Source organism: Nesterenkonia sp. NBAIMH1 (assembly GCF_007922635.1).
In the GTDB taxonomy this organism is placed as follows: domain Bacteria; phylum Actinomycetota; class Actinomycetes; order Actinomycetales; family Micrococcaceae; genus Nesterenkonia; species Nesterenkonia pannonica.
Map to the genome: position 1 here is coordinate 1,227,319 of NZ_CP042335.1, position 25,730 is coordinate 1,253,048.

The window sequence follows — 25,730 nt, forward strand, 5'->3', positions numbered from 1 at the left end:
GAGTGGAGGAGTGATGCACTGATGACGGACCCGACCCCGGAGGCCCGCCTGCTGAGCAAGCAGGAGTATCAGGGGAGGACGGGCCAGCCCTGGCCGAAGTCCCAGAACTGGCTGCGCGGTGACCCCGGCCGCGCCTGGTGGCTGCCGCTGGTCGCGGCCTTCGGCATGAGCATGTCGCTGCCGAACGCGTTCACGAATGCGGTGCTCGGCAGCTCCTCCGACGGGGCCAGCTACTGGGTGGCCCTCCTCGCACTGGCTGCGTCCGCCGTCATCCTGCCGCTGGGAATCGTCCAGGCCACTTCCGTACGCGCCTTCGACGCGCAGTACAGGGAGTACTGCCGCACCGGCCTGCTCCCGGCCACCACAGGCCGGCAGCGGTCAGAGGGTGCGGCTTAGCTCCTCCAGGGCGGGGGCGATGCGGGTGCGCCAGCGGAAGTCGGCTTTGGCGTCGGCGCGGGAGGGGCCTCCGTTGACGACGGCGATGGGCTTGTTCGCTCGGTGCATCTTCAGCGCGATGGAGAATCCGCTCATCACCGCCATGGAGCTGCCCACGACGAGGAGTGCTGAGGCCTGCGCCACGAGCTCGTCGACGGCGGCTTTGCGCTCTTCGGGCACGCTCTCGCCGAAGTAGACCACGTCGGGCTTCAGGGTGTCGGCGCCGCACGTCTGGCAGCCCACCAGGGTGAACTCTTCGACCCAGGACTGGTCGAGGGTGACGTCGCCGTCTGGGTTGACGTTCTCGGCGGCGACCATGGCCGCTTCGGCGTAGCCGGGGTTGGCGTCCTCAAGCCTGAGGTCCAGGGCGCGGCGGTCTTCGATGCCGCCGCAGGTCAGGCAGGTGACCTGGTCGAGGTTGCCGTGCAGTGCCACGACCCGGCTCATGGCCTGCTGAGCGTCGCGGGGCTGGTCATCGGAGGTGCGCATGCTCAGGGCTGCTGCGGCTTGGTCGTGCAGGCCGTCGACGTTCTGGGTGACCAGCCCGGAGAGCACGCCGGACTGCTGCCAGGCGGCCAGGCAATGATGCGCGGGGTTCGGCTCAGCGGCGCCCATGTGCCGCCAGCCGACGAAGGATCGGGCCCAATAGCGGTGCCGGGATGCGGAGTCGTACCGGAATTCCTGGTAGGTCATCGGCCGGTGACGGTGCAGCGACCCGGCGGGTCCCCGGTAGTCGGGGATGCCGGAGTCGGTGGAGACCCCCGCCCCGGTGACGCAGAGGACTGAGCCCTCGCCGAGAAGCGCGGCAATGCCGGCTCTCGCCGTTTCCGGGGGCTGCGGCTCCGCTGAGTCTTCGACGATGCGGGCTATCGACCTCAGGGCTGCGGCATGCGCGCGCTCAGCCTGCTGAGTGAAAACCGGGGAGCCAGCGTCAGCGCTGGTCCCCTGCGTCATCGGCGTCGAACTCATCGGCGTAGGGGTCGTCATCAGACTCGATCCCGGTGTCCTCGGTCTCTCCGCGGGACTGTGCGAGCTCCCGCTCCAGAGCCGACAGATCAGTGTCCGGGGTGAAGTACTTGATCTCCCGTGCCTGCTTGGTTGCTTTAGCCTTCTGACGGCCACGCCCCATGAGCGGGACCCCCTTAACATCTACTCATGCCGCGGCGGAACGTCGGAAGGTTCACCACGGGCTTGACTGTTCAGATGATGTGCTTCGTGCCCCCTAAGTTAGCATGAGGCGTCCCGTTGCGTCGCACCGATCGGAAGGCTCCGCCTGGATGACTGAGGACTCCCCAAGCCCCTCCGAGAGCACTCCTGCGGCATCGCGCCGGGAGCGTCGCGCGCAGACCGAGCACGGGGTTCAGCTCAACGCGATTCCCTTCCTGATCGCCGGCGGCCTGGTGGTCCTGCTGACCATGGGGCTGCTGTGGTGGTTCGTCATTCGGGAGCCCGCTGAGGAGGAGTCTGAGGGCTGGGACTGGGTGGAGGAGCCGGCGGACGGCGTCCACGCCCGTGACGTTCCTGCCGAGGACTGGGAGACCGGCTGGTGCCTGGTCGGCTATGAGGACGAGGACGAGCCCGCTGACGTGGTGGACTGCGAGCGCCCCTATGACGTGCAGGTGGTGCTGCGGCAGAACATCTCCGACGGCGCCTATCCGGGTGACGTGGAGGTGGCCGACACTGCGCACGAGTGGTGCCACGATGACCTTCGCCTCGATGAGGAGGCGGCCGCCGAGGCTGAGCATGACTTGGCGGTGCGCCTGTGGCACCCCACCGAGTCCACGTGGGACGACGGTGACCGCCTGGTCTCCTGCTTCCTCACCCGCAGTGATGACGGCCCTCTGACGGGCGACTTTGTGCTGGATGAGGAGGAGCAGGAGGACGAGGACGGGGATGCTGAGGCCGACGTGTCCGTCTCAGCTGACCCGCGGGACGATGAGGCGGACGACGCCGACGACGAGGACTAGCTGGCGACCCTTCGCACGGTGAGCCCGTGCGATGACCCTTCCTGCAGCGCCAGCTCGTTGCGGTCGACCTCGACGGTGTCGCCGTCGACGATCGCGCCGCTGAGCAGGGCCTTGGCGAGCTGGTCGCCGATCTCCCGCTGGATGAGCCGGCGCAGCGGCCGTGCCCCGTAGGCGGGGTCGTAGCCGGTGAAGCCGAGCCATTCCTTGGCGGCGGAGGTGACCTGCAGGGTGAGGCGCCGTGAGGCCAGCCGCTCCTGCAGGGACCTGATCTGAATGTCGACGATGGAGGTCAGCTGCTCCATGCCGAGCGGGTCGAACAGGACGGTGTCGTCGAGCCGGTTGAGGAACTCGGGCTTGAAGGCGCTGTTCACCACGCTCATCACCTGTTCGCGCTTGGTGGCCTCGTCGGTGGTCTGGTCGACGAGGTACTGGCTGCCCAGGTTGGAGGTGAGGATGAGCACCGTGTTGCGGAAGTCGACGGTGCGGCCCTGCCCGTCGGTGAGGCGGCCGTCGTCGAGGACCTGCAGGAGGATGTCGAACACCTCGGGGTGGGCTTTCTCGACCTCGTCGAGCAGCACCACCGAGTAGGGGCGGCGGCGGACGGCTTCGGTGAGCTGGCCGCCTTCGTCGTAGCCGACGTAGCCGGGGGGCGCTCCGACCAGCCGTGCGGTGGAGTGCTTCTCGGCGTATTCGGACATGTCGATGCGGACCATGGAGCGCTCGTCCTCGAAGAGGAATTCGGCGAGCGCTTTGGCCAGCTCGGTCTTGCCGACGCCGGTGGGGCCGAGGAACAGGAAGGAGCCGGTGGGCCGGTCGGGGTCGGCCACGCCGGTGCGGGCGCGGCGGACTGCGTCGGCGACGGCGGTGACGGCGCGCTTCTGCCCGATGAGCCGGGAGCCGATCTGCTCCTCCATGGCGAGCAGCTTCTCGGTCTCTCCGGCCAACAGGCGTCCGGCGGGGATGCCGGTCCATGCGGCGATGACTTCGGCAATGGCGTCGGAGTCGACGCGCTCGGGCACCATGCGGTCCTGCTTGTCGGCGGACTGCTCGGCGGCCTCGGCGGCTTCGAGCTGCTTTTCGAGCTCGGGGATTTCGCCGTAGCGGATGCGGCCGAGTTCGGCGAGGTTGCCTTCGCGCTCTGCCCGCTCCTCGGCGGACTTGAGCTCGTCGCGCTTGGCGCGCAGCTCACCGGCGCTGACGTGGGTGGCCCGCTCGGCCTCCCACCGGGCTTGGAGCTCGGCGAGCTTCTCGGTCTTGTCGGCGAGCTCTGCCCGGAGGACCTCGAGGCGTTCTTTGGAGGCGTCGTCGGCTTCCTTCTCGAGCCACTCCTCTTCGGCTTTGAGCCGCTTGACGGCACGGTCGAGCTCGTCGATCTCGACGGGGTTGGAGTCGATCTCCATCTTCAGGCGGGAGGCGGCTTCGTCGACGAGGTCGATGGCTTTGTCGGGCAGCTGCCGGGCGGTGATGTACCGGTCGGAGAGGGTGGCCGCGGAGATCAGCGCGGCGTCGGCGATCTCGACGCCGTGGTGGGCTTCGTACTTCTCCTTGATGCCGCGCAGGATGGCCACCGTGTCTTCGACGCTGGGCTCACCGACGTACACCTGCTGGAACCGGCGTTCCAGGGCGGCGTCGGTTTCGATGTTCTCGCGGTACTCGTCGAGGGTGGTGGCGCCGATGAGCCGCAGCTCGCCGCGGGCAAGCATGGGCTTGAGCATGTTGCCGGCGTCCATGGAACCGTCGGAGGTTCCGCCTGCGCCGACGACGGTGTGGATCTCGTCGATGAAGCTGATGATCTGACCGTCGGCGGCTTTGATCTCATCGAGCACTGCTTTGAGGCGCTCCTCGAATTCGCCGCGGTATTTGGAGCCGGCGACCATGGCGCCGAGGTCGAGGCTGATCAGGGTCTTGCCTTTGAGCGCGTTGGGCACGTCGCCCTGTTCGATGCGCTGGGCGAGGCCTTCGACGACGGCGGTCTTGCCGACGCCGGGGTCCCCGATGAGCACGGGGTTGTTCTTGGTGCGCCGGGAGAGCACCTGGACGACGCGGCGGATTTCGGAGTCTCGTCCGATGACGGGGTCGAGTTTGCGCTCTTTGGCGAGGGCTGTGAGGTCGGTGCCGTATTTGGAGAGGGCTTCGGAGGTGGCTTCTGGGTTCACACTGTCTCCTGGCTGGCCGGCACGGATGTTCTCTGCGGCCTTGAGTATGTCTTGGGGGCTAGCTCCGCCGCGGCGGATGGCCTCTGCGGTGTCCTGTGCTTCGGTGGCCAGGGCGTGCAGGAGGTGCTCAGCGGAGGTGTAGGTGTGGCCTGCGTTGCCGGCGTTGCGCTGGGCGGCGTTGAGCACTGCTGCGAAGCCGGGGCTCCCCTGGGTGGAGGCGGCGTTGCCGAGCTGGGGGAGCTTGCTGATGAGGTCGGAGGCGTTCCTGCTGACTGCTTCCGGGTCCCCGCCTGCGGCTCGGAGCACCTGGACGGCGAGGGACTCGGGGGTGTCCATGAGTGCTTTGAGCAGGTGGGCGGGCTCAACCCGGGGGTTCTTCACCTGTTCGGCGTAGGAGATGGCGGCCGATACGGCCTCGCGGGACTTTTCGGTGAGCTTGTCAACGTCCATGGCCTTGCGGCCCCCTTTCAGTCATGTCGACAACGACGAGTGAAACTTGAGTCATTCACACTCAACTTAGGGTGCGTCACGTTTATTCCGTCACCGTTCCGCCGAAGCGCCACGATGAGGTGTGGATTCTCGTGCAAGTTGGCAAATTCTCACTTTCGTGGCCACCGTTCGTCGTCGCGGGGACGACTTGGGAACAGCACCCCAGCGCCGCCCAAATTGTTGACGGTCTTCTGTGCCGAACTCCACCCGGCCACGCGAAGCAACGAAGTTATCTCTCTTCTAACAGCTACGAGCCACCGCTGGCTGGTAGACGAGAGCTTTCTCAAAGGTCGCCTACGGGTTGCACGTAAGCCGATCCCTCAGCGGGCACTCCCCCACCCCAAAACCACTCCATATTGCGAGTCGCAGCAATAAGTGGCGGTTTATTCGTAGCCATGAATGTCAGCCCTACTGCGTGTCGGACGATGACCCTTCGTGCAGTGGGGCGGGCAGGTCCGGCTCGCCGGGTCTCCCACACATGGGTTATGGGACACGTCTGCCGCGGTCTGCGGCCAACACCGTTTGGATCTAATGGTGGTCACGACGGTCCCCTATAGCCTGGTTCGCAGAACGCCAACCTCTGACTATTGTTATAATTGGTCTATAACAACTAAAGTTAATTCATGCTGTTTCGGGTGGATACCAGTTCAGGCCAGCCGCTCTTCGAGCAGTTGGCGTCCCAGGTCCGGCTGGCAGTGCTATCCGGTGATCTACCCAATGGTGAGCGCCTTCCCTCGGCCCGGGAGGTGGCAGAGTCGCTTCAGGTCAATCAGCACACCGTGCTCCACGCTTACCAATCGTTGCGCGACGAAGGCCTCATTGACCTGCGGCGAGGCCGAGGAGCGGTGGTCACTGCCAGTACGTCGGACCAATATCAAGGATTGGCACAATCCCTGGAAGCAGTGCGGGAAGAAGCCCGACGCCTGGGAGTGCCACTTTCAGCAGTCGCCAAAATGATCGAGCAACCTACAGGGGAAACTGCATGAGGGCATCAGAGACGACCACTCAGACCCCTGCTATGCCCTATCTGGGCCGGCGACTTGTGTGGGGCGTTCTTCTGCCGGTGCTTGTGACCGGCGCAGCATTCGTGCTGGCATTCCGTTGGTTGCCCCGTCTTCCTGGAGATGTGGCACTGCACTGGGGAGATGAGGTAAACCGCAGCGGGCCGATCGATGAGTTGCTGTGGACCAACGGGGGCATGGCCATCCTGAGTTTGGTGACGCTCGCTGTCTTCGCGCTGACTACCGGGAGAACATCGTTGGTGCGCCGCTTGGTGCTGGGTCTCGCGATGGGCCAGTCGGTGTTCTTCGCAGGGCTCCTGCTGGCTCCCTTGGCAGCTCAGCTCGACACTGAATCCGGCACGGTACCGCAAGGCTTCGACGCATACGTGATGAGCGCCGTAGTTCTCGGGCTCTTGGCGGGTGCCGCGGCTGCCTTGACTGCGGGGAGTGATGCAAGGCTTCCGGCGACGGGGCCAGTAGCAGGAGACAAAGCCGAGCTTGGTACCCACGAACGCGCAGTGTGGATCAAGCGGGTGACTCCGACCCCGAAATTCGTCGTCGTCGGCGCCCTCGTAGGAACCGCCGTCTTGGGGATTCTAGCTTGGACTTCCTGGCTCAGTGGCTCCTGGTTCGGATTCATACTAGGAGTGGTAATCCTGGCCCTGGTGTCCACCATGTTGGTCTGGCGAGTGAAAGTTGATTCTCAAGGTCTGACTGCTCAAGCGATCCTGGGGTGGCCTCGACTCCATGTTCCGGCAGACGAGGTCGAGGGAGCCGAGTCGAGTGGTGGCCAGTCCTCTCCGGGAGTTTGGTGGCTGGGGAATTCGCACCTCACTCCCACACAGCCCAGTGGGACGGTGGGGGTGATCATTCGCGGCGGGGAAGCTGTCGACATCTCTCGAAGTGGCGAGCGGCGCGTGGTCATCACCGTCAATGATGCCTCCACTGGCGCCTCGCTCCTGAGGGCTTTGGCTCAACGAAACCGCGCCTGTCACGAGACTGGGTAGTCGACGGTCCCCGTCCCAGTTCCTTGGTTGTGGGGCGGACCTCACGAGCAGGCTTCCGGTGTGGATCGCAGCGATAAGTGGCGGTCTATTCGCAGCGTTTGATGTCACCCCGCTGCGCGCAAGCCGATCGTTCACCGCACACCGGTGAACGATTAGTTCATGGCGTTCTCGAAGACGCTAACCAGCTCATCGGCGAGGGTTGACGCATCGGCACCGCCGCCTGCGTTCTGCAGTGCGCCATCGCGGACAAGAGCGACGAGTCCGTGAGCGAATGCCCAGCTCACCAGAGCCCGCGCGGGCGGGACAACCTCGGACTGCCTCTCGGCGACCTCGATCGCACTGGTCGCTGACGCCAGGATCCCGATGCTCTCCGCCTGCGCCCGCTTCAGCGCGGGATCCTCCGGATGGAGCTCGTTCGGGCGGAACATCAACTCGAACAGAGCCGGATGCTCCAAACCGAAGCGCACGTACGCCCGCCCCAAATCTCCCAGGCGCGGCTTTTCATCGGCGACGGCCGACCGGAGGGAGTCGGTTAGCTCAGCGAACCCTTCCGACGCGATCACCGTCAACAGGCTCGCCCGGTCACCGAAGAAATACTTCGGTGCCGCATGAGACACCTCCGCCCGTCGAGCGATACCACGCAGACTCACCCCAGCAAGCCCCCGCTCTGCGAGTTCCGCGCGCGCCGCGTCGATGAGCCGAGCACGGGCGTCGGCGGAGGCGAGTTGGGAGGTCATAGGAAGAGTCTCTCGATTTGCGCTTGACACTGTCAACTTCAGGCCGCATCGTTGTATTACTTGACAGCGTCAACCAAACGAAGGGCTCCGTTATGACGACCATCACCGCTACCCGTTCCATCGCCTCCCGCGGCAGCATCCGCTCCATTGCCTCCGCGGCGTCACGCGAGTCGATCGCCTCCGTCGCCAGCGCCGGCCCTGCCGCATCGGCGGCGTCCTTCTACTCCGCCTTCAGCGCCGCGTCATTTTTCAGCGCCGTGTCACTCGGGTCCATGTTCTCCTTCGGCTCCCTCTTCTCGATCAGCTCCATTGGATCGGTGCTCTCGATCGGATCCGTCGGGCAGGTCGGCGCCGTCTTCGGCGTCCCGGCACTCCCCGCCCTTCATGCCGCCGCCGGCCTCGCCGCGTAGCCCCACCTTCAGCCATCGACGTCCACACATACACAGAGGACATCCCGCCATGTACCACGCGCTCGTGAAGCGGCTCGCCGCGAAGAACTTCGAGCTCATCAACACCAAGGGCCACACCGAGCTCCTCGCCTCCTGTACCTCCGACATCAGCCACCGGTTCGGCGGCGACCACGCACTCGGCGGCCAACGCCACAGCAGAGAAGCCCTCGGGAAGTGGCTCGACCGGCTCGGGAGGCTCGTCCCCACCCTCCACCTCACCATCACCGACATGTGGATCAAGGGCACACCCTGGAACACCACCGTCATCATCCGCTGGACCGGTACCGCGACCTTCCCCGACGGGGCCCCTTACCACCAGCACGGCGTCCACGTCGTCACCCTCCGCTGGGGAAAGGCCACCGCCATCGACGCCAACGAAGACTCCCAGGCCGTCGTCCAGATGATGACCGCCCTCGCCGCCACCGGCATCACCGAAGCCCACGCCGAACCCATCCTGAACTGACCCCAACACTGGGTGACAATGTTCAATCGGGGATCCCTCAGCGGGCACTTGGTCGATTCCCACAAGACTTCGAACCTCCACCACGCTGAGCCGCTGTCCTGAAGCCACAGAATGCACTGTCACGAAGCATCTCGGCCGAAATCACACGAGAGACCCGGGGCTTGCACAGGCAACAAGTGACCCCCTGGCCCGACCTGAACATTTGACCCACCCAGCGCGGCGCTCGATGGCACTCCAGCCGCATCGATGATGGCTTCAGACACTTTCTGGACTGCAAGGGACTGGGAGCGGCGCGGATCAACGACAAGTCTCAAAGGATAATCCGGACGCGGCAGTCCCGGTACCCTTGCGATGCCTTCAGGACGAGCCATGCACGCCGCAACTGGGAGCACGGCAAGCCCCAGACCCGCCTCAACACACGCCCGAGCTGCCTCGATGCTGCCGAAGCGAGTCACCCGCGGGGCCCTCGACAGTCCTTCTGAGAGATCCCTGTACAAAGCATCCGAGTAGCCACAGCCGTCCTCGAGCAGATAGAAGACCTCGTCGGAGAGTTCTGACCACTCCACCGATTTCTGCTGCGTCAACGGGTGTCCCTGGGCAGCGAAAACGGCTACCTGCTCATAGCCGACCACGTCGATGTCAAGCCGAGAGGTGGGCGGTGCTTCCTCAACAATGAGGCCAATGTCGAGGCTGCGATCTGAGACCCCCGCCATGGAAGCTCTCGTGTCCGAGGGGACCAAATGCAAGTTGATACGCGGATACTGCTTCCGAATCTCGGCGATCACGGAGGGAAGGCGATACGCACAGATCGACTCGGGAGCCCCCACGACCACGTCACCCTGTGGCTCTCTCTCCTGACCGCGGACCGCTAGTGCCATTGAATGCTCGATGTCCAGAAGCTGCTGCGCCTGTTCATGAATCCGTTTGGCAGCTTCCGTCAGGTGAGCCCCGGTCGGTGTGCGCTCAAACAGGCGCGCACCAAGCTCACGCTCCAGCAGCTTCACACGGGCGGTGACCGTGGACTGCGCCAGGTAAAGCTCGTCAGCTGCGGCTGTGAAGTTTTTCCACCGAGCCACGGAGAGGAAAGTCTTCAGCAACGATGTGTCCATGCACCTAGATTATCGGGAACACTGATGCAGTACATCGGAAACTATCGTTGGATTCGATTGATCAGCTCGAGCAGACTTGGCACATGGACGAGATCCTTCATTATTCTGCTTTCACCTCCGACCCCTCGGGAGGCAACCCCGCCGGAATTGTTCTCGATGCTCAGAATCTCTCCGACGAAGATCGGCAAGACCTGGCGTCACAGGTTGGTTACTCTGAGAGCGCCTTTGTGGACTCCGGCCCTACTGCCGGTGTGTACCGCGTCCGTTTCTTCAGTCCACTCGCTGAGGTGGCCTTTTGCGGGCACGCCACGATCGCAACGGCCGTCGCACTAGCGCACCGATTCGGCGTTGGCGATGTGGTGTTCGAAACGTTGGCAGGGCCCATCCCAGTAACAACCCAGACCGTCGATGGGGTTGTCCGGGCAACGCTGACCAGCACCGAGACGCGGAGTCGACCAGCTTCCGCCTGGCAGATTCAGTATGTGCTCGACGCGCTGGGGTGGTCTGCAGAGGATCTCTCGACTGAATTTCCACCCCATGAAGCTTTCGGTGGGGAAACCCATCTTGTTCTGGTCACGGGGTCTCGTCGACGGCTGGCCGACGTCAAGTATGACTTCGCGGCGCTGAAGGCGATCATGCAGGACTACCGGTGGACGACTGTGCAACTGGTGTGGTTCGAGAACGAACATCTGGCGCACTCCAGAAACTTGTTTCCTGTCGGCGGTGTGGTGGAGGATCCGGCAACTGGCGCTGCGGCCGCGGCCCTGGGAGGTTACCTACGCAGCCTCGGCCGCGTACAAGGGAGACTCGAACTGACAATCCTGCAAGGTCAAGACATGGGCAGACCTAGCCGGCTCGACGTCGTGGCTCAAGCCGATTCCAAACGCGTCACTGTCGCCGGATCCGCGGTGCCGATCACTCAATAGTGGGGCTACCTAGGGAGACCTGACACACGCCTCAGGGCGGTAAGCAAAAGCCCATTGGACGCCTCGCGAGCCCCACCACGATAAGACGCACCGGTCACGGACGGGATCGTGCTTCACGGCGTTCAGCGCACCAGATCCAGAAGCCCTCAGGGGCATGCGAAGCCTTGCCCCCCAAGCCGGTCCTCCACCGAGCGCGAGCCGACTCATCAAGATCTCGCACCCGTGCGACTGCTCGGATGCCCGTTTACCCCGCTCGATGAAGATGCCCGCAGGGGTACGACAACTGCAACAGGTATCGCCGCGCGAGTGACGGCAGTTGCAAAGCAATCACCGTTGCTCGTACCCGGTGATAGGGGTCTCGGAATGTGCCTGGTCTACGCGAAACATCTCGGAATCGACCCAGAAGTGGCCATTGCAGAGAAGTGGTTCCGCCACGAGAAGGTCCCAGCAGCCTCGGCGGAGTGATCTAGCGCTTTGGGACTCTCGAGGAAATAGAGCCACAGCTGTATCCTCAACCCCGGGCGCCTGGCGTATCCCTCCGCATGAGCCTGAGGATTACGACAAGTTCGTGAGACAGACCGCGTCTCAACGAGATCTCGCTCCCCATGTCAGCGGCTCCCCGGTGTGACAAGATCCGCAGGGTCCTACAGCAGATGTCGCATCTCACCGAACGTGTCCTGATCTCATCAACCACGGTCGGCGGAACTGCTGAACGTCGTCTCCCGTGCGCTGCCAATGAGGAAGAGTCGAACAACAGAGGCTCTGCCGCACTGATAGATGACAGCTCCAGTCACGCCGCGAGTGCGACGCCGGTGTTTATGATGGGCGAGGACCACGAGAAGGATTTGTTGAAGGCGAAGGTCCCGCAGGACAAGGTGCTTCGACTTCCAGCTTAGAACGGCACCGCAGCAGCCGCTGCGGCATCAGTGGAGAACTTGGGGGTTTGTGCGTGAGCATGGAGGGCGCGGCACGGAGCTCGCTGTACAGCATCACCCATGCAAAGCAGGACTACCGGCCGTTCAATCGGGAGACGCTGACTCGCATCGGGCGGTTTGCACGCCCCCACCGCGCCCGGCTGATCTGGTTCCTGATCCTCTCGGTGGTCACCGCTGCGCTCGCGGTGACCACTCCGCTGCTGGCTGGACAGGTCATCAATGCGATCACGGGCTCGGCCGACGTGGAGGTCGTCGTCGGACTGGCCGCGCTGATCGCGCTCATCGCCGTCGCCGACGCAGGGTTCAGCATCCTCGGGCGCTGGCTCTCCTCCCGGATCGGCGAGGGCCTGATCCTGGATCTGCGCACCGCAGTCTTCGACCACGTGCAGAAGATGCCGATCGCCTTCTTCACCCGCACCCGCACCGGCGCCCTGGTGAGTCGGCTGAACAACGATGTCATCGGCGCGCAGCGTGCCTTCAGCGGCACCCTCTCCGGGGTCGTGGGCAACCTGGTGATGGTCGTGCTCACCCTCATCGCGATGCTCTCACTGTCCTGGCAGGTCACCCTGCTGGCTCTCGTACTTCTGCCGATCTTCGTGTTTCCCGCCCGTCGGATGGGCAGTCGGCTTGCCCGGCTTCAGCGTGAGGCGGCGAACCACAACGCCGCCATGGGCGACCAAATGACCGAACGCTTCTCCGCCCCAGGCGCCACCCTGATCAAGCTCTTCGGCCGCCCCGAGGAGGAGTCCGCCGAGTTCGAGCGGCGAGCCCAACGGGTCCAGGACATCGGGGTAAAGACCGCGATGCTGCAGTCCACCTTCATCACGGCGCTGACCCTGGTCTCCGCACTGGCACTCGCGCTGGTCTATGGCCTAGGCGGCGTCTACGCCATCGTGGGAGAACTCCAGGCCGGAGCCGTCGTCTCCCTGGCCCTGCTGCTCACCCGGCTCTACGCTCCGTTGACGTCCTTGGCCAGCGCCCGAGTAGAAGTGATGAGTGCGGTGGTCAGCTTTGAACGGGTCTTCGAGGTGCTGGACCTTGAACCGCTGATCACGGAGAAGGAGGACGCCAAGCCAGTGCCGGCGGGCCCTGCATCCGTGGAGTTCGAGGAGGTCACCTTCTCCTACCCCTCCGCTGAGAAGGTCTCACTGGCCTCACTGGAGGAAGTCGCCACTCTGGACCAGCGCGGCGGCGAGCAGGTGCTGCACGGCATCAATCTGCGGGTGGAGCCTGGACAGACTGTCGCGATCGTCGGTTCCTCAGGAGCCGGTAAGTCCACCATCGCCGCCCTGCTGGCGCGGCTCTACGACGTGGACTCCGGCGCGGTGCGCCTGGCTGGGGTGGACGTGCGCGAGACGACTTTCGCGTCGCTGCGCGCCTCCATAGGTGTGGTCACCCAGGACGGCCACCTCTTCCACGACACGGTCCGGGCCAACCTCACGCTGCCGGCCCCGGGAGCCACCGATGCGCAGATCTGGGACGCCATCCGTCGGGCCAAGCTGGAATCAGTGATCCGGTCCATGCCCGATGGACTGGACACCGTGGTCGGCGAACGCGGCTACCGGCTCTCCGGCGGCGAGCGCCAACGGATGACACTGGCCCGCCTGCTGCTTGCACAGCCGCAGGTGGTCATCCTCGATGAGGCCACCGCCGCGTTGGACTCCACCTCCGAGGCCGCGGTGCAGGCCGCGCTGACCGAAGCGCTCGTGGGGCGAACCGCATTGGTGATCGCTCATCGGCTCTCCACCGTCCGCGCCGCCGATGCGATCCTCGTGGTCGAGGCAGGTCAGATCGTGGAACGCGGCACACACCTCGAGCTTCTCGCGGCCGACGGACGCTATGCCGAGCTCTACCGGACCCAGTTCGCCACAGAGGACTCCTAGAGCCCACCCCCTGCCCCGCCTGACAGAATCCGAGGGATCCTGCAGGGGATGCTCTGGTGCATGGCCCTGATACGTCTGCCAGTCGGCGCGTACGCGTCGAGAACGCGGCATATTTCCCTGGTCAGCTCACCAGAACGTTCGCGAACACCTGCCACGCCAGCAGGCTCTTGGCGACAAGGCTGAGCACGATGTACGTGCGCTCTCCCGTGAGGTAGTCCTTCCATCGGCCCAGCTGCTTGTATTGGAGCCACTGGTTGACGGCAAAGATGTTGAAGAGCACGAACAGCGACACGATGATTCCGTAGACGAAACCGGGCGGACCTTCGCCACCCTCAATGCCGACGTTGATGATCAAGTAGGCTGCGGCTGCCAACCACGGGGCAGCTCCGGCAATGCATCCGAACCAGAAGGGCGTCCACCATGCTCGCTCACCACGAGCCGAGCGCCCGTTCTTCTCGTGCATCAGTCCGTTGTTTGCCATTTCCATCAGCCATCCGAAGAGGATCATGGCGACGTTGGCGAAGCCCACACCGATGAGGGCCGCGATGTCGGAGATACCAAGCAGGAGGCTGATGAGGACAATCATGAGCGTCGAGGAGAGGCTGTACTCCACCCAGCGGAAACGGTTTCGACCCTTAGACAGTTCGCCTATGTAGCGGCGAAAGCCCCACGGGGAAATGATGAGGAAGTGGAAAAGAGCCGAAAGGAAGAGAAAGGATGCTGCCGCGATTCCGAGGGGAAGTTCGAACACCAGATTCAGGGTGCCTTGCGAGACCGGCGTCCCTGGCGGACCGTTGAGAGCGAAGGAGGAGACAGGCAGGGCAAAGTCATTGCTGAGAGCGAGCATGGCTGAGCCGGAGACCAGATGCAGCAGACCGATCACAGCGTTGAATATCCGCAGCCTCTTCGCTGCCTGTGACGGCACGTTCACCGACGCGGTGTTCAGTTCTAAAGGGTAAGTGCCCATGTCCACGAGTGTTTCACCGGTCCAGCGGCGTCGTATAGGGCACTTCGACCCATGAGACTGAGGCGTCCGGGACCGGACCACTGATATCTCAGATCAAAGCCCCGTTGGCCACAAGCTGCCGCAGCCGCTGCCCATCACACCGCCCCTGAGGCACCTAGAAGCAGCCCGGCCACATACGTGGCACCCAATGCGAGAGCTCCACCGACGACCAGACGCAGAACGGCTCTTGCCCTGGAGCTGCCTCCGATCTGTGCGGAGACCAGCCCCGTCAGCGTCAATGCCAGCAGGACGGCGAGGAAGGTCACTGGTACCCGCCAAGCATCAGGCGGCAGCAGAATCGCCACAAGCGGCAGGAGCGCGCCCACCGTGAAGGCTGCTGCCGAGGCTGCCGCCGCGTGCCAGGGGTTCACGACATCGTTCTGATCAATATGCAGCTCGGCCGAGAGGTGAGCCGTCAACGCGTCGTGCTTGGTCAGCTCCTCCGCAACCTGTCGTGCCGTGTCTCCGCTGAGTCCTTGCCTGCGGTAAAGGCTGGCGAGTTCGTCAAGCTCTTCCTGAGGCATCTCTGCGAGCTCTCGGCGTTCCTTCACGATCAGCGCCCGTTCGCTGTCGCTTTGGCTGCTCACCGAGACATACTCCCCCAGTGCCATCGAGACAGCACCGCCAACCAGACCAGCGACTCCAGCGGTCAGAACAGGACCGGTCGTTGCTGATGCCCCGGCGACGCCGACCACGATCGCAGCGACAGATACGATGCCGTCGTTAGCACCCAGCGCTCCAGCACGAAGCCAGTTGAGACGCTTCGCCAGACCGGCCTGATGGGGTTCGGCAGAGTGGCTGACGGGACCGCGTGAAGCATCAGCTCCAGTCATACCATCCCCTGATCATCGGTTGCTCCGCAATTGCGGCTGCAGACGATTCGTCCCAGGACGAGTCGCGATGCGCCCTTACACCCTCCATACAAGCGCACCCGCCCTGTCCACGCTAGAGCACAAAGTCCTAGTGCCGCCTCTGCGAGGCGCACTTCGACGGCAAAGACACCACCATCACGATGCGTGACGTCTGGGGTGCGATCCCCGGAACTAGACTTCCCGCATCAGCATCAACTCTTCAGGGGAACAGTCATGAACATCGCGGTCCTGCTCGATGGCACATGGAGAGACCGCGAAGATGGCACCAACATCGCGCAGCTCTGGGAACGCCTGACCCCTGAAGACAGTCTCGCGGCGGCGCAGAGAGTCCACTACAACCCCGGAGTGGGCACAAGCGGCGGCGTATGGAGCCGCCTCACCGGCGGAGCCCTCGGTCACGGCCTCGAAGACGACATCACAGATTCCTACCGCTTCATCGCCGAGCACCACCACTCCGAGGACGATCGCATCTGCCTTCTCGGGTACAGCCGCGGCGCCTTCTCCGCCCGCAGCCTCGCCGGAATGATAGCCAAATGCGGGCTTGTTGACCCGTCGGACATGTCCGCGAAAGAAGTCTTCGCTCGTTACCAGCGAAATAAGGACGCCCCCGGGCTCCAGGAGATGCAGAACGGCGAAGCGCCACCCGTGACGGCTGAAGACCGCCTGATCCTTGAACGATCTCGGCTGGTGCGGATCTCTTTCATCGGGCTCTTCGACACGGTCGGGCGTCTCGGCATTCCCGGCGGCATCGGACGGGCGCTCTCCCGCAGGCGCTATCAGTTCCACGACACTGCGCTGAGCGGGCTGATAGACCACGCCTGTCATGCAGTCGCGATCGACGAGCACCGCAAGCAGTTCGCACCCACGCTCTGGACCGGGGCGCCCACGCCGAGCAGCCATGGCACCCCCACGATCGAACAGCGCTGGTTCATCGGCTCCCACTCCAACATCGGTGGCGGCACCTTCAAGGACGGCACCTCGACCGACGACACGAATACTCTCTCCGCGCTCTCCCGAGAATGGATCGCCGAACGCGCCTCAGCTGCCGGACTGGAGATCAAACCGCCGACATCACCTCTGACGGGAGAGGAATGGCGTGGACCCATCCGAGCCTCATTCAGCCGCTTCCTCGGAGGGTTGGGCCAATTCCTTCCAGGGAACAAACCCTACCTACGGCCAGTTCGCACCGCCGTCGGGGAAACACTCGACAGTTCTATCTTGTCCCGGTGGGGCCCCGAGGACCCTCCCTACCAACCGAACAACCCGAACCTGTCGTCCTGGGTGCAGGAAACCGCTGCCGGAAGGGCCGAATGAGACCCTTGAGACGAAGGGCCTCGACGACGCTTCTCAGCGCGCCGAGCATGGAACGTGCCAGGGTGACCTCTTCCCACATCCGCGCTGAGACCGAACTGCTTGTCATGCTCCCTGTGGGTTCGGGAGCAGGTGCGGATGGTCGCGCTGGACAGTGCGGAACCTCCACGAGTCTCTGAACAGCGCCACGGGGGTCCCGTCGTTGCGGTAGAGGATTTCGCAGTCCTGGCGTTGGCGCAGGATCGCTGCGGCATCCTCGTCAATATCGCGGGCCACCGAGTAGTCCAGCGCGTCGAAGGAGACCGAGGCGCCGAAGTCGGACTCCATGCGTGCGGAGACGACCTCGAACTGCATGGGGCCGAGGGCGCCGAGGACCGGGTGCTGCTGGCCGCGGCGTTCGGAGTAGAACACCTGGATGACGCCTTCGCGGTCGAGCTGTTCGATGCCCTTGCGGAACTGCTTGTGCTTGCTGGCATCCCGGGTCCTGCCGACGCGGAAGTACTCCGGGGCGAATGGCTTGAAAGGAGGGAACAGCACTGGCTGGCCTGCGTAGAGCGTGTCTCCCGGGCGCAGCGTGGAGGCGTTGACCAGTCCGACGACGTCGCCGGGCCAGGCGGTGTCCACGGTATGGCGGTCGCGGCCGAAGACCTGTTGGGAGTACTTGGTGGGGAAGGGCTTGGCCGACTGGGCGTGGGTGGCGACCATGCCGCGTTCGAAGACTCCGGAACAGATGCGCATGAACGCGATCTTGTCGCGGTGGGCCTTGTCCATGCCGGTCTGGACCTTGAAGACGTATCCGCTGAAGTCCGAGGTCAGCTCGTGGGGGTTGCCCTCGGCGTCGGGGCGTGCCTGCGGGGGCGGGCCCTGTTCCCGGATGAAGTGCAGCAGCTCTTCGACGCCGATGTTCTGCACGGCCGAGGCGAAGAACAGCGGGGTGGCCTCCTGCGTGAGGAATGCGTCGCGGTCGTAGAACTGGTCGTCGACCTCCAGCAGGGATGACTCTTCCACTGCGGTCTGCCATTCCTCGGGGTATTCGGTCTCGGCCACCTGCACGGGGAGCGCTTCGGCGAGGGCCTTCTTCGCGCCGCCGGGGGCGCGGGTGTAGCGGCTCATGGTCATGGCATCGGGGTTGAGCAGTCCCAGCATGTTTCCGGAGTCTCCGACCGGCCAGTTGCGGGGCATCGAGCGCATTCCGGTGCGGGTGAGGATGTCGTCGACCAGCTGCAGAGCGGCCTGGCCCGGACGGTCCCATTTGTTGATCACAGTGATCACCGGCAGCGAGCGGGCCTTGCAGACCTCGAAGAGCTTCATGGTCTGGGCTTCCATGCCCTTGGCGGCGTCGATGAGCATGATCACCGCGTCCACCGCCGCGAGCACCCGGAAGGTGTCTTCGGAGAAGTCGGCGTGGCCGGGGGTGTCCACCAGGTTCACGATCGTGTCGCCGACGGTGAACTGCAGCACCGCAGAGCTCACCGAGATCCCGCGGGCCTTCTCCATGTCCATCCAGTCCGAGACGGTGCCGCGCCGTCCGGCCTTGCCGTGGACCGCGCCGGCCTCGGTGATCGCATCGGAATGCAGCACCAAGGCCTCACTCAACGTCGACTTGCCCGCGTCGGGATGCGAGATCACAGCGATGGTGCGGCGAGACAGCGCTTCCTCCAAGATCTGCTTGGCATCTGCTTCCATCACGGTTCAGACTTTACGCTTCCGCATGGGTGAGCTTAATTCTGGGGGACCGCAGGGTCGTCGTGGGTGCAGAAAGCCGCTGCCGGAAGAGCCGAATGAGTTGCATCGAGTCATAGGACCTCGACGGCGCTCCTCAGCGCACTTAGCATGAAACGTGACAGGGATCATAATCTGCGAGCACTGAGGAGATCGTCATGGCGACCGACGAGCTGACCGACCTGCGTTCGACAGTTGTTCAAGACTTGCTGACCAGAATCGGGCAAGAGCCTTACCCGTCTGTCACACAGCTCAATATGGTCGAATCAATGCTGGCCCCGGACGAGGTGCCTGAGTACGTGCAGGTGCTCCTGGAGCGCGTGAAGGGTGACCTCTACCCAAGCCTCGACATGCAGAAGCGCATTATGCGATTCGTGTGAGACGAAGGGGCTGACTCAGCCCTCGGGAACGATCGATTATTGCGGTGCAGTCATGGCCGCGACAAAGGCAACAGCCATGACACTGACGGTGAGAATGGCCCCAACCGCTGCAGCATGGAATCGCAGCTGGTCACGCAGGATCCCGATGAACTCTCGAATCACTGCGCTGGGGAGGAAGTACCAGGCTGTGCTTGACCCGATCACATGAGCTCTCATGCCCAGCTGTCGAGTCAGGAGAGCGGCCCGGAACACGTGATAGCTGCTGGTCACCACCAACACCGGGGCATGCGGGTCAGACAGCAGGGCGCGGGAAAGCTCGAGGTTCTCCGCAGTATTTCTCGAAGCCGTCTCCGCGATGACCCTGTCCGGCTCAGCTCCCCGGTCGATGAGGTAGTCACGCATCGCCCTGCCCTCGGGGACCGGCTCGTCGTCGCCCTGGCCTCCGCTGGTGATCAGCAGCGGCGCACCGTATCGGCGCTGCGCTTCCCATCCCTGATCCAATCGGCCCGCCAGCAGCGGCGGGACCTGCTCGTTGACCAGCCCTGCCCCGAGCACGACGACCGCCTCGGGAGTGAGCCTGACCGGTCGCCACCGATAGAGGAGCGAGGCGACCAGGAAGACCGAGAAGCAGAATCCGAAGTACCCCACGAAGAGCGTTGCTGCCAGGTGCAGCCCATAGCGGATCAAGTACTCCGCATCGTCACGCACCACACCCGTGGGTTCCAGCCATCGCAATGCGGCGGGCAGAACAACCAGCGTCGCCCCGCCGAGCAGAGCCAAGGCGTTGCCGAGAGAGCGGCTCTCCCGGCGCAGCACGGTCACCCCGCTCCACAGGAGGATCACGGTCAGAGCCGGGTAGCCGAGAACATTTCCTGCCACGAGAATCACCAACGCAGCGAGGCCCGTGCCCTGGAGCACTCCCGGGTGGCCGTGCTCCAGGGCGAGGAATCCCCCAGCAACCAGTGCGGCCAGCGCCCCGAACGTGCCCAGGACGAACGCTCCCAGGCGGCGACCGTCGCGGAAGTACCTGACCCACCCCCAGCCTGCTGCCCCGAGCCCCACCAGCAGCAGGGCCCACCATAGCCAGGCCAGTGTCACCCCTGACCTTCCTGGGCAGGAACGGTGGCGCTGCACTCCACACTTTCACCAGAAGCGCTCGACTCCGCCTCCACCAGCGTCTCCGAGTCATCAATGATCACGGCACACCTCAGGACGGCGCCGGGGACACCAGACACGGAGACCGACACCTCATCATCGACCCGACCGAGCGTCTCGAACTGTGCCGACCCTGAGCCGTCGGTCACCGTGGATCCCACCGTCTCCTGGCTGCTCATTCCAGACTCACGCCCGAGGTATTCGACCAGCAGGTTCTCAGCACCGGGATCCCCTGACACGGTCTCGACCTCGTAGGTCACCGCGCGTGACTCCTCGAAGAACCCGCAGCCGCTGAGCACCAGACCAAGAGCCAGTCCAACAGCACCGAGGGACCCCGCCGATCGTGCCTTGCCGGCGGCTTTCAGACCCGTGTCCGCATGGTTCATTGTTTCGGTCATCTCATTCTCCTCAACGCGTATGCAGGGCCGTGCAACTACTGACTGCATCGAGGCTATGAGAGGGGCAGACGCCGAGGAACACCCCTGAGTAGGACTTCTTCTCTCCTCCTGGAGTATGAGATCCGTGCGTCAGCGAAGGTCGGAGACAGCCGCCTCGGCTGCTTCAGCGATGAGCCGGTCATCGTGCTCAGCGTCCGGCTCGTCACGTGACGACAGGACCGCGATCACGATGGGATCACCTTCGGCGGGCCAGATCGCCGCGATATTGCCCCGGCTCCCGTAGCCCCCGCCTCCAGATTTGTCTCCGATGGTCCACTCCGAGGGAAGATCAGCGCGGATCAGGGTGTCTCCGGTTTCGCTGTCGATCATCCACTGGCGGAGCTGGGACTTCTCCTCGTCATTCAAGGTCGTGCCGAAGAGGTACTCCTGCAGATTCTCTGAGATTGCACGTGGCGTGGTGGTGTCTCGGTCATCACCGGGGGCCGCTTCGTTGAGATCAGGTTCGCGGCGCACCACCTCCGTGACGTCGTCGCCCAGCTCCTCCAGGACTGCATCGAACTCGGCTGGGCCGCCGAACTCGTCGAAGAGATAGTTCGCAGCCGGGTTGTCACTCACGGTCACTGCGGCCTCGGCGATCTCCCCGAGCGTGAGCGTCTGACCGACATGATTCTCGGTGACGGGGGCGTGAGGCACCATATCGCTCTCCTGGATCGGAACTTCAGTCTCGAGCCCCTCGAGGCCCACCTGATCAAGGAGCGCCCCCGCGGCGATGGCCTTGATCGTGGAGGTGTATGCGAACCGCTCCTCATCACGCCACGCCACCTCGTCACCGGTCCCTGTATCCACCGCGTAGACGCCGAGCCTGGCGTCATAGCGCGACTCAAGCTCCTCGAAGCTCTCCGCGACGGCCGACTCTTCGGGAGACGGAGGTGCTGAGGGTGCAGTGTCCGGCTCAGCGGCAGAGCATGCTGCGGTGAGCAGCACCAGAGGGAGGGTCAAGCCGAGGGCTCTGAGGCCCCGGTGGTGGGTCGAGTGCATGCAATCTCCTTGCGCGGTGCGCTGATCGTCGGGTCTGAATGAGTGGTGTCCCTAGAGTGCAGAACCGCTGTCTATGCAGTCCAAGCACGAGATCGTCATGATGATGCTGAATCGGCATAGCATGAGCGGGTGGACTTCTTGGGCGCTTGTCGCGCGTTCGTCAGCGTCAGTGACATGGGCAGCTTCACGATCGGTGCCTCTGCGGCACAAATCCCCCAATCGGTGGCGAGCAGACGAGTCGCCGCACTGGAGCATGAGCTCGGAGCTCGGCTGATTGACCGCTCAGGCCGTCGTGCCACGCTGACGCCGTTCGGGGCCAGACTGCTGCCGCGGGCGCGTCGGCTCGTGGAACGTGCTGACGCGTTGCGACGCGACGCGGCTCAGGCCCGCGCGGCACCCCTGCGGTGTGCGGTCCCGAGCGCGTGCGCGGTCAGGGACCTCGCAGAGCTCGGCAGGGCGGGCAGAGAAGCAGACGTGGTGCTGCACCTGTCTCAGGCCGAGCCGGCTGAGCGGGTCGAACAGCTGCGCACCCATGACGTCGAGACCGCGCTCATTGCGGCTGCGGAGGACGAAGCGAGCTGGACGGTTCCGCTGGGGGTGGCCACGGTGTGGAATGAAGGCACCCACCCCCTGCATCTCGATACGCTCAGGGGCCGACGGCACAAGCCTGCAGGGGTGGCCCGCCGCCTATGGCTGCAGCCTGAGGATGATGTGCCGACGGTCCGCGACCGCCTTCTCCACCTTCGCGACGCGGCCGGCCTGGCTCCGACTCAGGTGCAGATCGCAACGACCCTGACCAATGCGCTCACCGAGACGTACAGCGGGGATGACATGCTGGTGTGCTCCGCGCAGCAGGCGGACGAGTTCGGGCTCCACTGGCGGGCCATCGCCCTCTCCGGCTTCAAACGCTCCTACGCCCTGCGAGGCGTATCGGGCAGCGGCGCCGCAGAGCTCGCCGACGCGCTGCACGCACCCATCGGCCGCGCTCTTGGAGCTGATCGCACGAGCTCCCCGATCCAGGACGTATATGCACAGGATGGCTATGAACGAGGAACCCGCTCTCGCGGAACTGATCGATGATCTGCGCGACCAACTCGAACAGGCGGGGTTGGTCGGCTCCTACGTTGTGAGGGACCTCGCCACCGGTGAGGAGATCGGCATAGACGCCGACCGGCTGATGCCGTTGGCGTCGCTGGTGAAAGTGCCGCTCGCACTGGCTGTTCTGGAGAACATTCGGCGTGGAGCACTCGATCCGGCCAGCAGACTTCAGATCCCACCGGGGCGCATCTCGACGGCTGGTCCCACAGGAATCACTCGCTTTCAGCATGTCGCTGACATCGCAGTCGAAGACGCGCTCCTGCTCGCAGTCACGCTCAGCGACAACGCGGCAGCTGATGCCCTGTTCCAACTGATCCCTCCAGCCGAGGTGAGCGCCCTCCTCGCGCAGTGGGATCTCAGCTCCATCATCGTGCGTGACACCCTCACCGCACTGACCCAGACGCCCGCGGAGACGCTGGCACCCCATGACACTGACCTCGCGCACTCCCTGGCCATCGAAAGAAGCACCTCCGGCGGTGGCCACCGGCTGGAGCAGTTTGATCTCAGCCGGACGAATGCCGGCACCGCACGTGGCCTGGTGGATCTGCTCGACGTCGTCTGGACGGCCCTCTCGCCCACAGAGACCCGCCTCTCACGGGGCCAATCATCGATCGACCCCTGGGTCTCGGAACGTCTTCGCAGTCTGATGAGCGCGAATGTGCACCGGCACCGGCTGGCTCCCGACTTCGCCTCCGATGCGAGCCGATGGTCGTCGAAGACCGGGACTCAGCTCAACCTGCGTCATGAGATCGGTGCCGTAGAGCACGCCGACGGATCAGTCATCGCTGTTGCGGCTCTGACGGAATCTCGCGTGGCCGCATCCGTCCAACCCGGAGCTGAGGCTGTGATGGCCGGTGTGGCGCGTCAGCTCCATGATCACCTGCGATCCGGCAGCCACGCCTTCAGCCGAACGTCACGCTGACAGCTGCCCGAGCCTCGCGGTGTGACTGATTTCGAGCGGTCCCGCCTCCGGTCGGAGGATGACCTTAGACAGATAGAGCGGCCGAGAACCCAAGGAAACGGTCTGCGTCACGATCAGAACAGGTGAGGCGGTCCGGGATCGTTCTCGGCACCTCCACGCTCACGGCGCTGCTGTCGCTGATTCCGCTGCCGGACCGATCCTGTTGACCCCGACGCGGCGTCATAGTTTTAGCTCATCCCATGAGATTCCTCCCCGTCGCGTACCTGGCCTCCTACACACTCTCCGCGCTGGGGAACTCCATCGCCGCCATCGTGCTGCCGCTGATCGTCCTGCAGACCACCGGAAGCGCCCTCGCAGCAGGCACCGTCGCAGCCGCCACGATCATCCCCGCCGTCCTCGCCGGCATCTTCATGGGCCTCGTCATCGACCGGATCAACCGACGCACCTCATCAGTCCTCACCGACCTCATCTCCGCCCTCGCCATGGGCGCCCTCCCCGTCATCGACATGATCACCGGGCTCTCTGTCGGCTGGTTCGTCCTGTTCGGAATCATCGGCGCCATCGGAGACGTGCCAGGGATCACCGCACGCGAAGCACTGCTCCCTGCCGTCATCCGCAGCGGCGGGATCTCTGCGGAACGCATCACAGGAACCCGCGAAGCCCTCGGCGCGGTCGCGATCCTCGTCGGCCCCGCAGCCGCCGGGTTCATGCTCACCATGTGGGACGGCACCACAGCCCTGTGGGTCACAGCCAGCACCTCACTGGCCGCGGCGCTGCTGACCCTGCTGATTCCCCACCGCGTGGGAGCACTCGACCGAACAACCACGACGAGCGGGGCCCCAGTCCGCCGCGTCTGGGCGCAGCTGCGAGAAGGGTGGGCCGAGATGATCCGCAACAGGTTCGTGCTCGTCACCACGATCCTGACCACATCGGCAGTCATCGCCATCGGAGGGCTCCAAGGCATCATCCTTCCGCTCTACTTCACCGAGATCGATCGCCCAGGTCTGCTTGGTCTTGTCATGAGCGCCATCGCCGCCGGGTCACTGGCCGGCGGAGGAATCTACGCCGCTGCCGGAGCACGAGGATCTCGTCGTGCATGGTTCGTCACGGGCTCGCTGGGCAGCGTGCTCGGCCTGGCGATCGTGGCCACACTGATGTCGGTGTGGGTGCTCTTCGCCGGGGCGTTCGTCCTCGGCTTCTCCGTCGGGCTCTTCGGAGCCCTCGTGGGGGTGCTCTCCATCGAACGCATCCCCGAGGACAAGCGCGGACGGGTCCTGGGCACCCAGAACACCTTCGTCACCGCAGCCTCACCCTTAGGGATCTTCCTGGCCGGGATCATGACGGAGTTCTTGGGGCTTCACACAGCACTCGTGCTGCTCGCATCATTGTGGGCGACCGGGCTGTTGGTGGCACTGGGCGCCAGGTCGATGCGTAACCTGGAGAAGCCCGCCCCCGCCGGACAGGATCAAGAGATGATGCGTGATGCGTAGCAGCGAACTCGCCAGCCTGGCCGGCATCACCGTGCGGGCACTGCGGCACTACCACCAGATCGGCCTGCTGGAGGAGCCGGAGCGGTCAAGCAACGGATACCGGGACTACGGCACCCATGCGCTGGTCACAGTCCTCCGCATTCGCCGCCTGGCCGATCTGGGATTCTCACTGCCGCAGATCTCCACCATGCTCGAGGGAACCGAACCGCCGCCCGCTGAGGTGTTCGACGCCCTGGACGCAGAGTTCGCATCGCAGATCGACCGTCTCACTCACCAGCGAGAGCTTCTCGCTCATCTCAGACAGTACGAGGCGCTGCCGGATCTTCCCCCTCAGATCGCGTCATTCCACCATCTCCTGCTCCGCTCTGGCCTGACGGGAAGCGCAGCAGCCGTCGATCGCGACCACACTCTGCTGCTGATGCATCTGATGGGCAGCCAGGGCCAGGGCTACCTGACCGCGATCTATGAGCTGCTCAGCCACCCGCACCGGGCCTCGGCCGCCGCGGCTGCGATGACAGCGTGGGCGGACCTTGACGACGACGCGTCGCGTGAAGAGATCATGGCTCTCGCTGAGCAGATCACTGAGCTGTTCCTGCCTGTCGTGGCTGAACTCGCCGCCCAGGACGCGCCCGAGCTCCCTGCCCCGCCGGACGCGTGGTTCAGTCAGCACACGACGGACTATCTCAGCTCCGGCCAGCGGGCCGTCCTGGACACGGTGCGGTCCGCCCTCGAGGCCCGGCATGACGGGACGTCCGCGCCTCCCGACACGTGAGCCGAGAGT

The 25,730-nt window shown here is 64.6% G+C and carries 25 protein-coding genes; 14 read left to right on the plus strand and 11 right to left on the minus strand.

The window, feature by feature from the left end; translation table 11 throughout:
• Positions 1-21: 21 nt before the first annotated feature.
• On the plus strand, positions 22-396 hold the full coding sequence (locus tag FS388_RS05765; protein WP_146340539.1) for a hypothetical protein: 375 nt from the start codon (positions 22-24) through the stop codon (positions 394-396).
• Here the strand turns inward: FS388_RS05765 and FS388_RS05770 are convergent.
• Both FS388_RS05770 and FS388_RS05775 read right to left on the minus strand, forming a co-directional pair.
• Positions 379-1,389, minus strand: coding sequence for a Sir2 family NAD-dependent protein deacetylase (locus FS388_RS05770; RefSeq protein WP_146340541.1), 1,011 nt, complete (start codon positions 1,387-1,389; stop codon positions 379-381). The two genes, FS388_RS05765 and FS388_RS05770, sit on opposite strands and share 18 nt — an antisense overlap.
• Positions 1,367-1,564: a DUF3073 domain-containing protein gene (locus FS388_RS05775; protein ID WP_146340543.1), complete on the minus strand. Its 198-nt coding sequence runs from the start codon at positions 1,562-1,564 to the stop codon at positions 1,367-1,369. The genes FS388_RS05770 and FS388_RS05775 overlap by 23 nt, the downstream gene beginning before the upstream one ends.
• A gap of 148 nt (positions 1,565-1,712) precedes the next feature.
• Between FS388_RS05775 and FS388_RS05780 the strand changes: the two genes are divergently transcribed.
• Entirely contained in the window at positions 1,713-2,402 is a 690-nt protein-coding gene (locus tag FS388_RS05780) for a septum formation family protein (protein WP_168198617.1), read from the plus strand.
• Here FS388_RS05780 and clpB read toward each other — a convergent pair.
• Positions 2,399-5,008: an ATP-dependent chaperone ClpB gene (clpB, locus tag FS388_RS05785; RefSeq protein WP_146340547.1), complete on the minus strand. Its 2,610-nt coding sequence runs from the start codon at positions 5,006-5,008 to the stop codon at positions 2,399-2,401. The two genes, FS388_RS05780 and clpB, sit on opposite strands and share 4 nt — an antisense overlap.
• Before the next feature lie 662 nt (positions 5,009-5,670).
• On the opposite strand from clpB, the gene FS388_RS05790 reads away from it, so the two are divergent.
• Positions 5,671-6,033, plus strand: coding sequence for a GntR family transcriptional regulator (locus tag FS388_RS05790; protein WP_146340549.1), 363 nt, complete (start codon positions 5,671-5,673; stop codon positions 6,031-6,033).
• A gap of 32 nt (positions 6,034-6,065) precedes the next feature.
• Positions 6,066-7,055 carry a hypothetical protein gene (locus tag FS388_RS05795; protein ID WP_146340551.1) on the plus strand — a complete coding sequence of 330 codons (990 nt, stop codon included), beginning with the start codon at positions 6,066-6,068 and terminating at the stop codon, positions 7,053-7,055.
• 152 nt (positions 7,056-7,207) lie between these two features.
• On the opposite strand, the gene FS388_RS05800 is transcribed toward FS388_RS05795, so the two are convergent.
• Positions 7,208-7,792: a TetR/AcrR family transcriptional regulator gene (locus FS388_RS05800; protein ID WP_146340553.1), complete on the minus strand. Its 585-nt coding sequence runs from the start codon at positions 7,790-7,792 to the stop codon at positions 7,208-7,210.
• 92 nt (positions 7,793-7,884) lie between these two features.
• Between FS388_RS05800 and FS388_RS05805 the strand changes: the two genes are divergently transcribed.
• Positions 7,885-8,202, plus strand: coding sequence for a hypothetical protein (locus FS388_RS05805; protein ID WP_146340555.1), 318 nt, complete (start codon positions 7,885-7,887; stop codon positions 8,200-8,202).
• Positions 8,203-8,251: 49 nt separating this feature from the next.
• Positions 8,252-8,704, plus strand: coding sequence for a nuclear transport factor 2 family protein (locus FS388_RS05810; protein WP_146340557.1), 453 nt, complete (start codon positions 8,252-8,254; stop codon positions 8,702-8,704).
• Between the two features lie 119 nt (positions 8,705-8,823).
• On the opposite strand, the gene FS388_RS05815 is transcribed toward FS388_RS05810, so the two are convergent.
• Positions 8,824-9,813, minus strand: coding sequence for a LysR family transcriptional regulator (locus FS388_RS05815; RefSeq protein ID WP_146340559.1), 990 nt, complete (start codon positions 9,811-9,813; stop codon positions 8,824-8,826).
• Between the two features lie 83 nt (positions 9,814-9,896).
• On the opposite strand from FS388_RS05815, the gene FS388_RS05820 reads away from it, so the two are divergent.
• Both FS388_RS05820 and FS388_RS05825 read left to right on the plus strand, forming a co-directional pair.
• Positions 9,897-10,739 carry a PhzF family phenazine biosynthesis protein gene (locus FS388_RS05820; RefSeq protein WP_146340560.1) on the plus strand — a complete coding sequence of 281 codons (843 nt, stop codon included), beginning with the start codon at positions 9,897-9,899 and terminating at the stop codon, positions 10,737-10,739.
• A 949-nt stretch (positions 10,740-11,688) separates the two neighbouring features.
• The gene (locus FS388_RS05825) at positions 11,689-13,557 is read left to right on the plus strand and encodes an ABC transporter ATP-binding protein (protein ID WP_210410247.1); all 1,869 of its coding nucleotides are present in this window, start codon (positions 11,689-11,691) and stop codon (positions 13,555-13,557) included.
• Between the two features lie 121 nt (positions 13,558-13,678).
• Here the strand turns inward: FS388_RS05825 and heR are convergent, their stop codons facing one another.
• Together heR and FS388_RS05835 are read right to left on the minus strand one after the other, a co-directional pair.
• Complete coding sequence (gene heR / locus FS388_RS05830) at positions 13,679-14,524, minus strand: heliorhodopsin HeR (RefSeq protein ID WP_146340561.1); 846 nt, start codon at positions 14,522-14,524, stop codon at positions 13,679-13,681.
• Between the two features lie 134 nt (positions 14,525-14,658).
• The gene (locus tag FS388_RS05835) at positions 14,659-15,396 is read right to left on the minus strand and encodes a VIT family protein (protein WP_146340562.1); all 738 of its coding nucleotides are present in this window, start codon (positions 15,394-15,396) and stop codon (positions 14,659-14,661) included.
• Positions 15,397-15,648: 252 nt separating this feature from the next.
• On the opposite strand from FS388_RS05835, the gene FS388_RS05840 reads away from it, so the two are divergent.
• A complete protein-coding gene (locus tag FS388_RS05840) occupies positions 15,649-16,749 on the plus strand; it encodes a DUF2235 domain-containing protein (RefSeq protein ID WP_146340563.1) in 1,101 nt (366 codons plus the stop codon).
• 102 nt (positions 16,750-16,851) lie between these two features.
• On the opposite strand, the gene FS388_RS05845 is transcribed toward FS388_RS05840, so the two are convergent.
• Entirely contained in the window at positions 16,852-18,432 is a 1,581-nt protein-coding gene (locus FS388_RS05845) for a peptide chain release factor 3 (protein ID WP_146341896.1), read from the minus strand.
• A gap of 194 nt (positions 18,433-18,626) precedes the next feature.
• Here FS388_RS05845 and FS388_RS05850 point away from each other — a divergent pair, with 194 nt between their 5' ends.
• Positions 18,627-18,848: a hypothetical protein gene (locus FS388_RS05850; protein WP_146340564.1), complete on the plus strand. Its 222-nt coding sequence runs from the start codon at positions 18,627-18,629 to the stop codon at positions 18,846-18,848.
• A gap of 36 nt (positions 18,849-18,884) precedes the next feature.
• Here the strand turns inward: FS388_RS05850 and FS388_RS05855 are convergent, their stop codons facing one another.
• The 3 genes from FS388_RS05855 to bla form a co-directional block, all read right to left on the minus strand.
• A complete protein-coding gene (locus tag FS388_RS05855; protein ID WP_146340565.1) occupies positions 18,885-19,946 on the minus strand; it encodes a YdcF family protein in 1,062 nt (353 codons plus the stop codon).
• Positions 19,943-20,401 carry a hypothetical protein gene (locus FS388_RS05860; RefSeq protein ID WP_146340566.1) on the minus strand — a complete coding sequence of 153 codons (459 nt, stop codon included), beginning with the start codon at positions 20,399-20,401 and terminating at the stop codon, positions 19,943-19,945. Before FS388_RS05860 ends, FS388_RS05855 begins: the two co-directional genes overlap by 4 nt.
• Before the next feature lie 129 nt (positions 20,402-20,530).
• Positions 20,531-21,439 carry a class A beta-lactamase gene (gene bla, locus FS388_RS05865; protein WP_146340567.1) on the minus strand — a complete coding sequence of 303 codons (909 nt, stop codon included), beginning with the start codon at positions 21,437-21,439 and terminating at the stop codon, positions 20,531-20,533.
• A gap of 129 nt (positions 21,440-21,568) precedes the next feature.
• Between bla and FS388_RS05870 the strand changes: the two genes are divergently transcribed.
• From FS388_RS05870 to FS388_RS05885, 4 genes are all read left to right on the plus strand, one after another.
• On the plus strand, positions 21,569-22,519 hold the full coding sequence (locus tag FS388_RS05870) for a LysR family transcriptional regulator (RefSeq protein WP_256369564.1): 951 nt from the start codon (positions 21,569-21,571) through the stop codon (positions 22,517-22,519).
• Positions 22,482-23,459 carry a serine hydrolase gene (locus FS388_RS05875; RefSeq protein WP_146340569.1) on the plus strand — a complete coding sequence of 326 codons (978 nt, stop codon included), beginning with the start codon at positions 22,482-22,484 and terminating at the stop codon, positions 23,457-23,459. Before FS388_RS05870 ends, FS388_RS05875 begins: the two co-directional genes overlap by 38 nt.
• Positions 23,460-23,698: 239 nt before the next feature.
• A complete protein-coding gene (locus FS388_RS05880) occupies positions 23,699-24,949 on the plus strand; it encodes an MFS transporter (RefSeq protein ID WP_146340570.1) in 1,251 nt (416 codons plus the stop codon).
• Positions 24,942-25,721, plus strand: a complete 780-nt coding sequence (locus tag FS388_RS05885; RefSeq protein ID WP_146340571.1) for a MerR family transcriptional regulator — start codon at positions 24,942-24,944, stop codon at positions 25,719-25,721. The genes FS388_RS05880 and FS388_RS05885 overlap by 8 nt, the downstream gene beginning before the upstream one ends.
• Positions 25,722-25,730 lie beyond the last annotated feature (9 nt).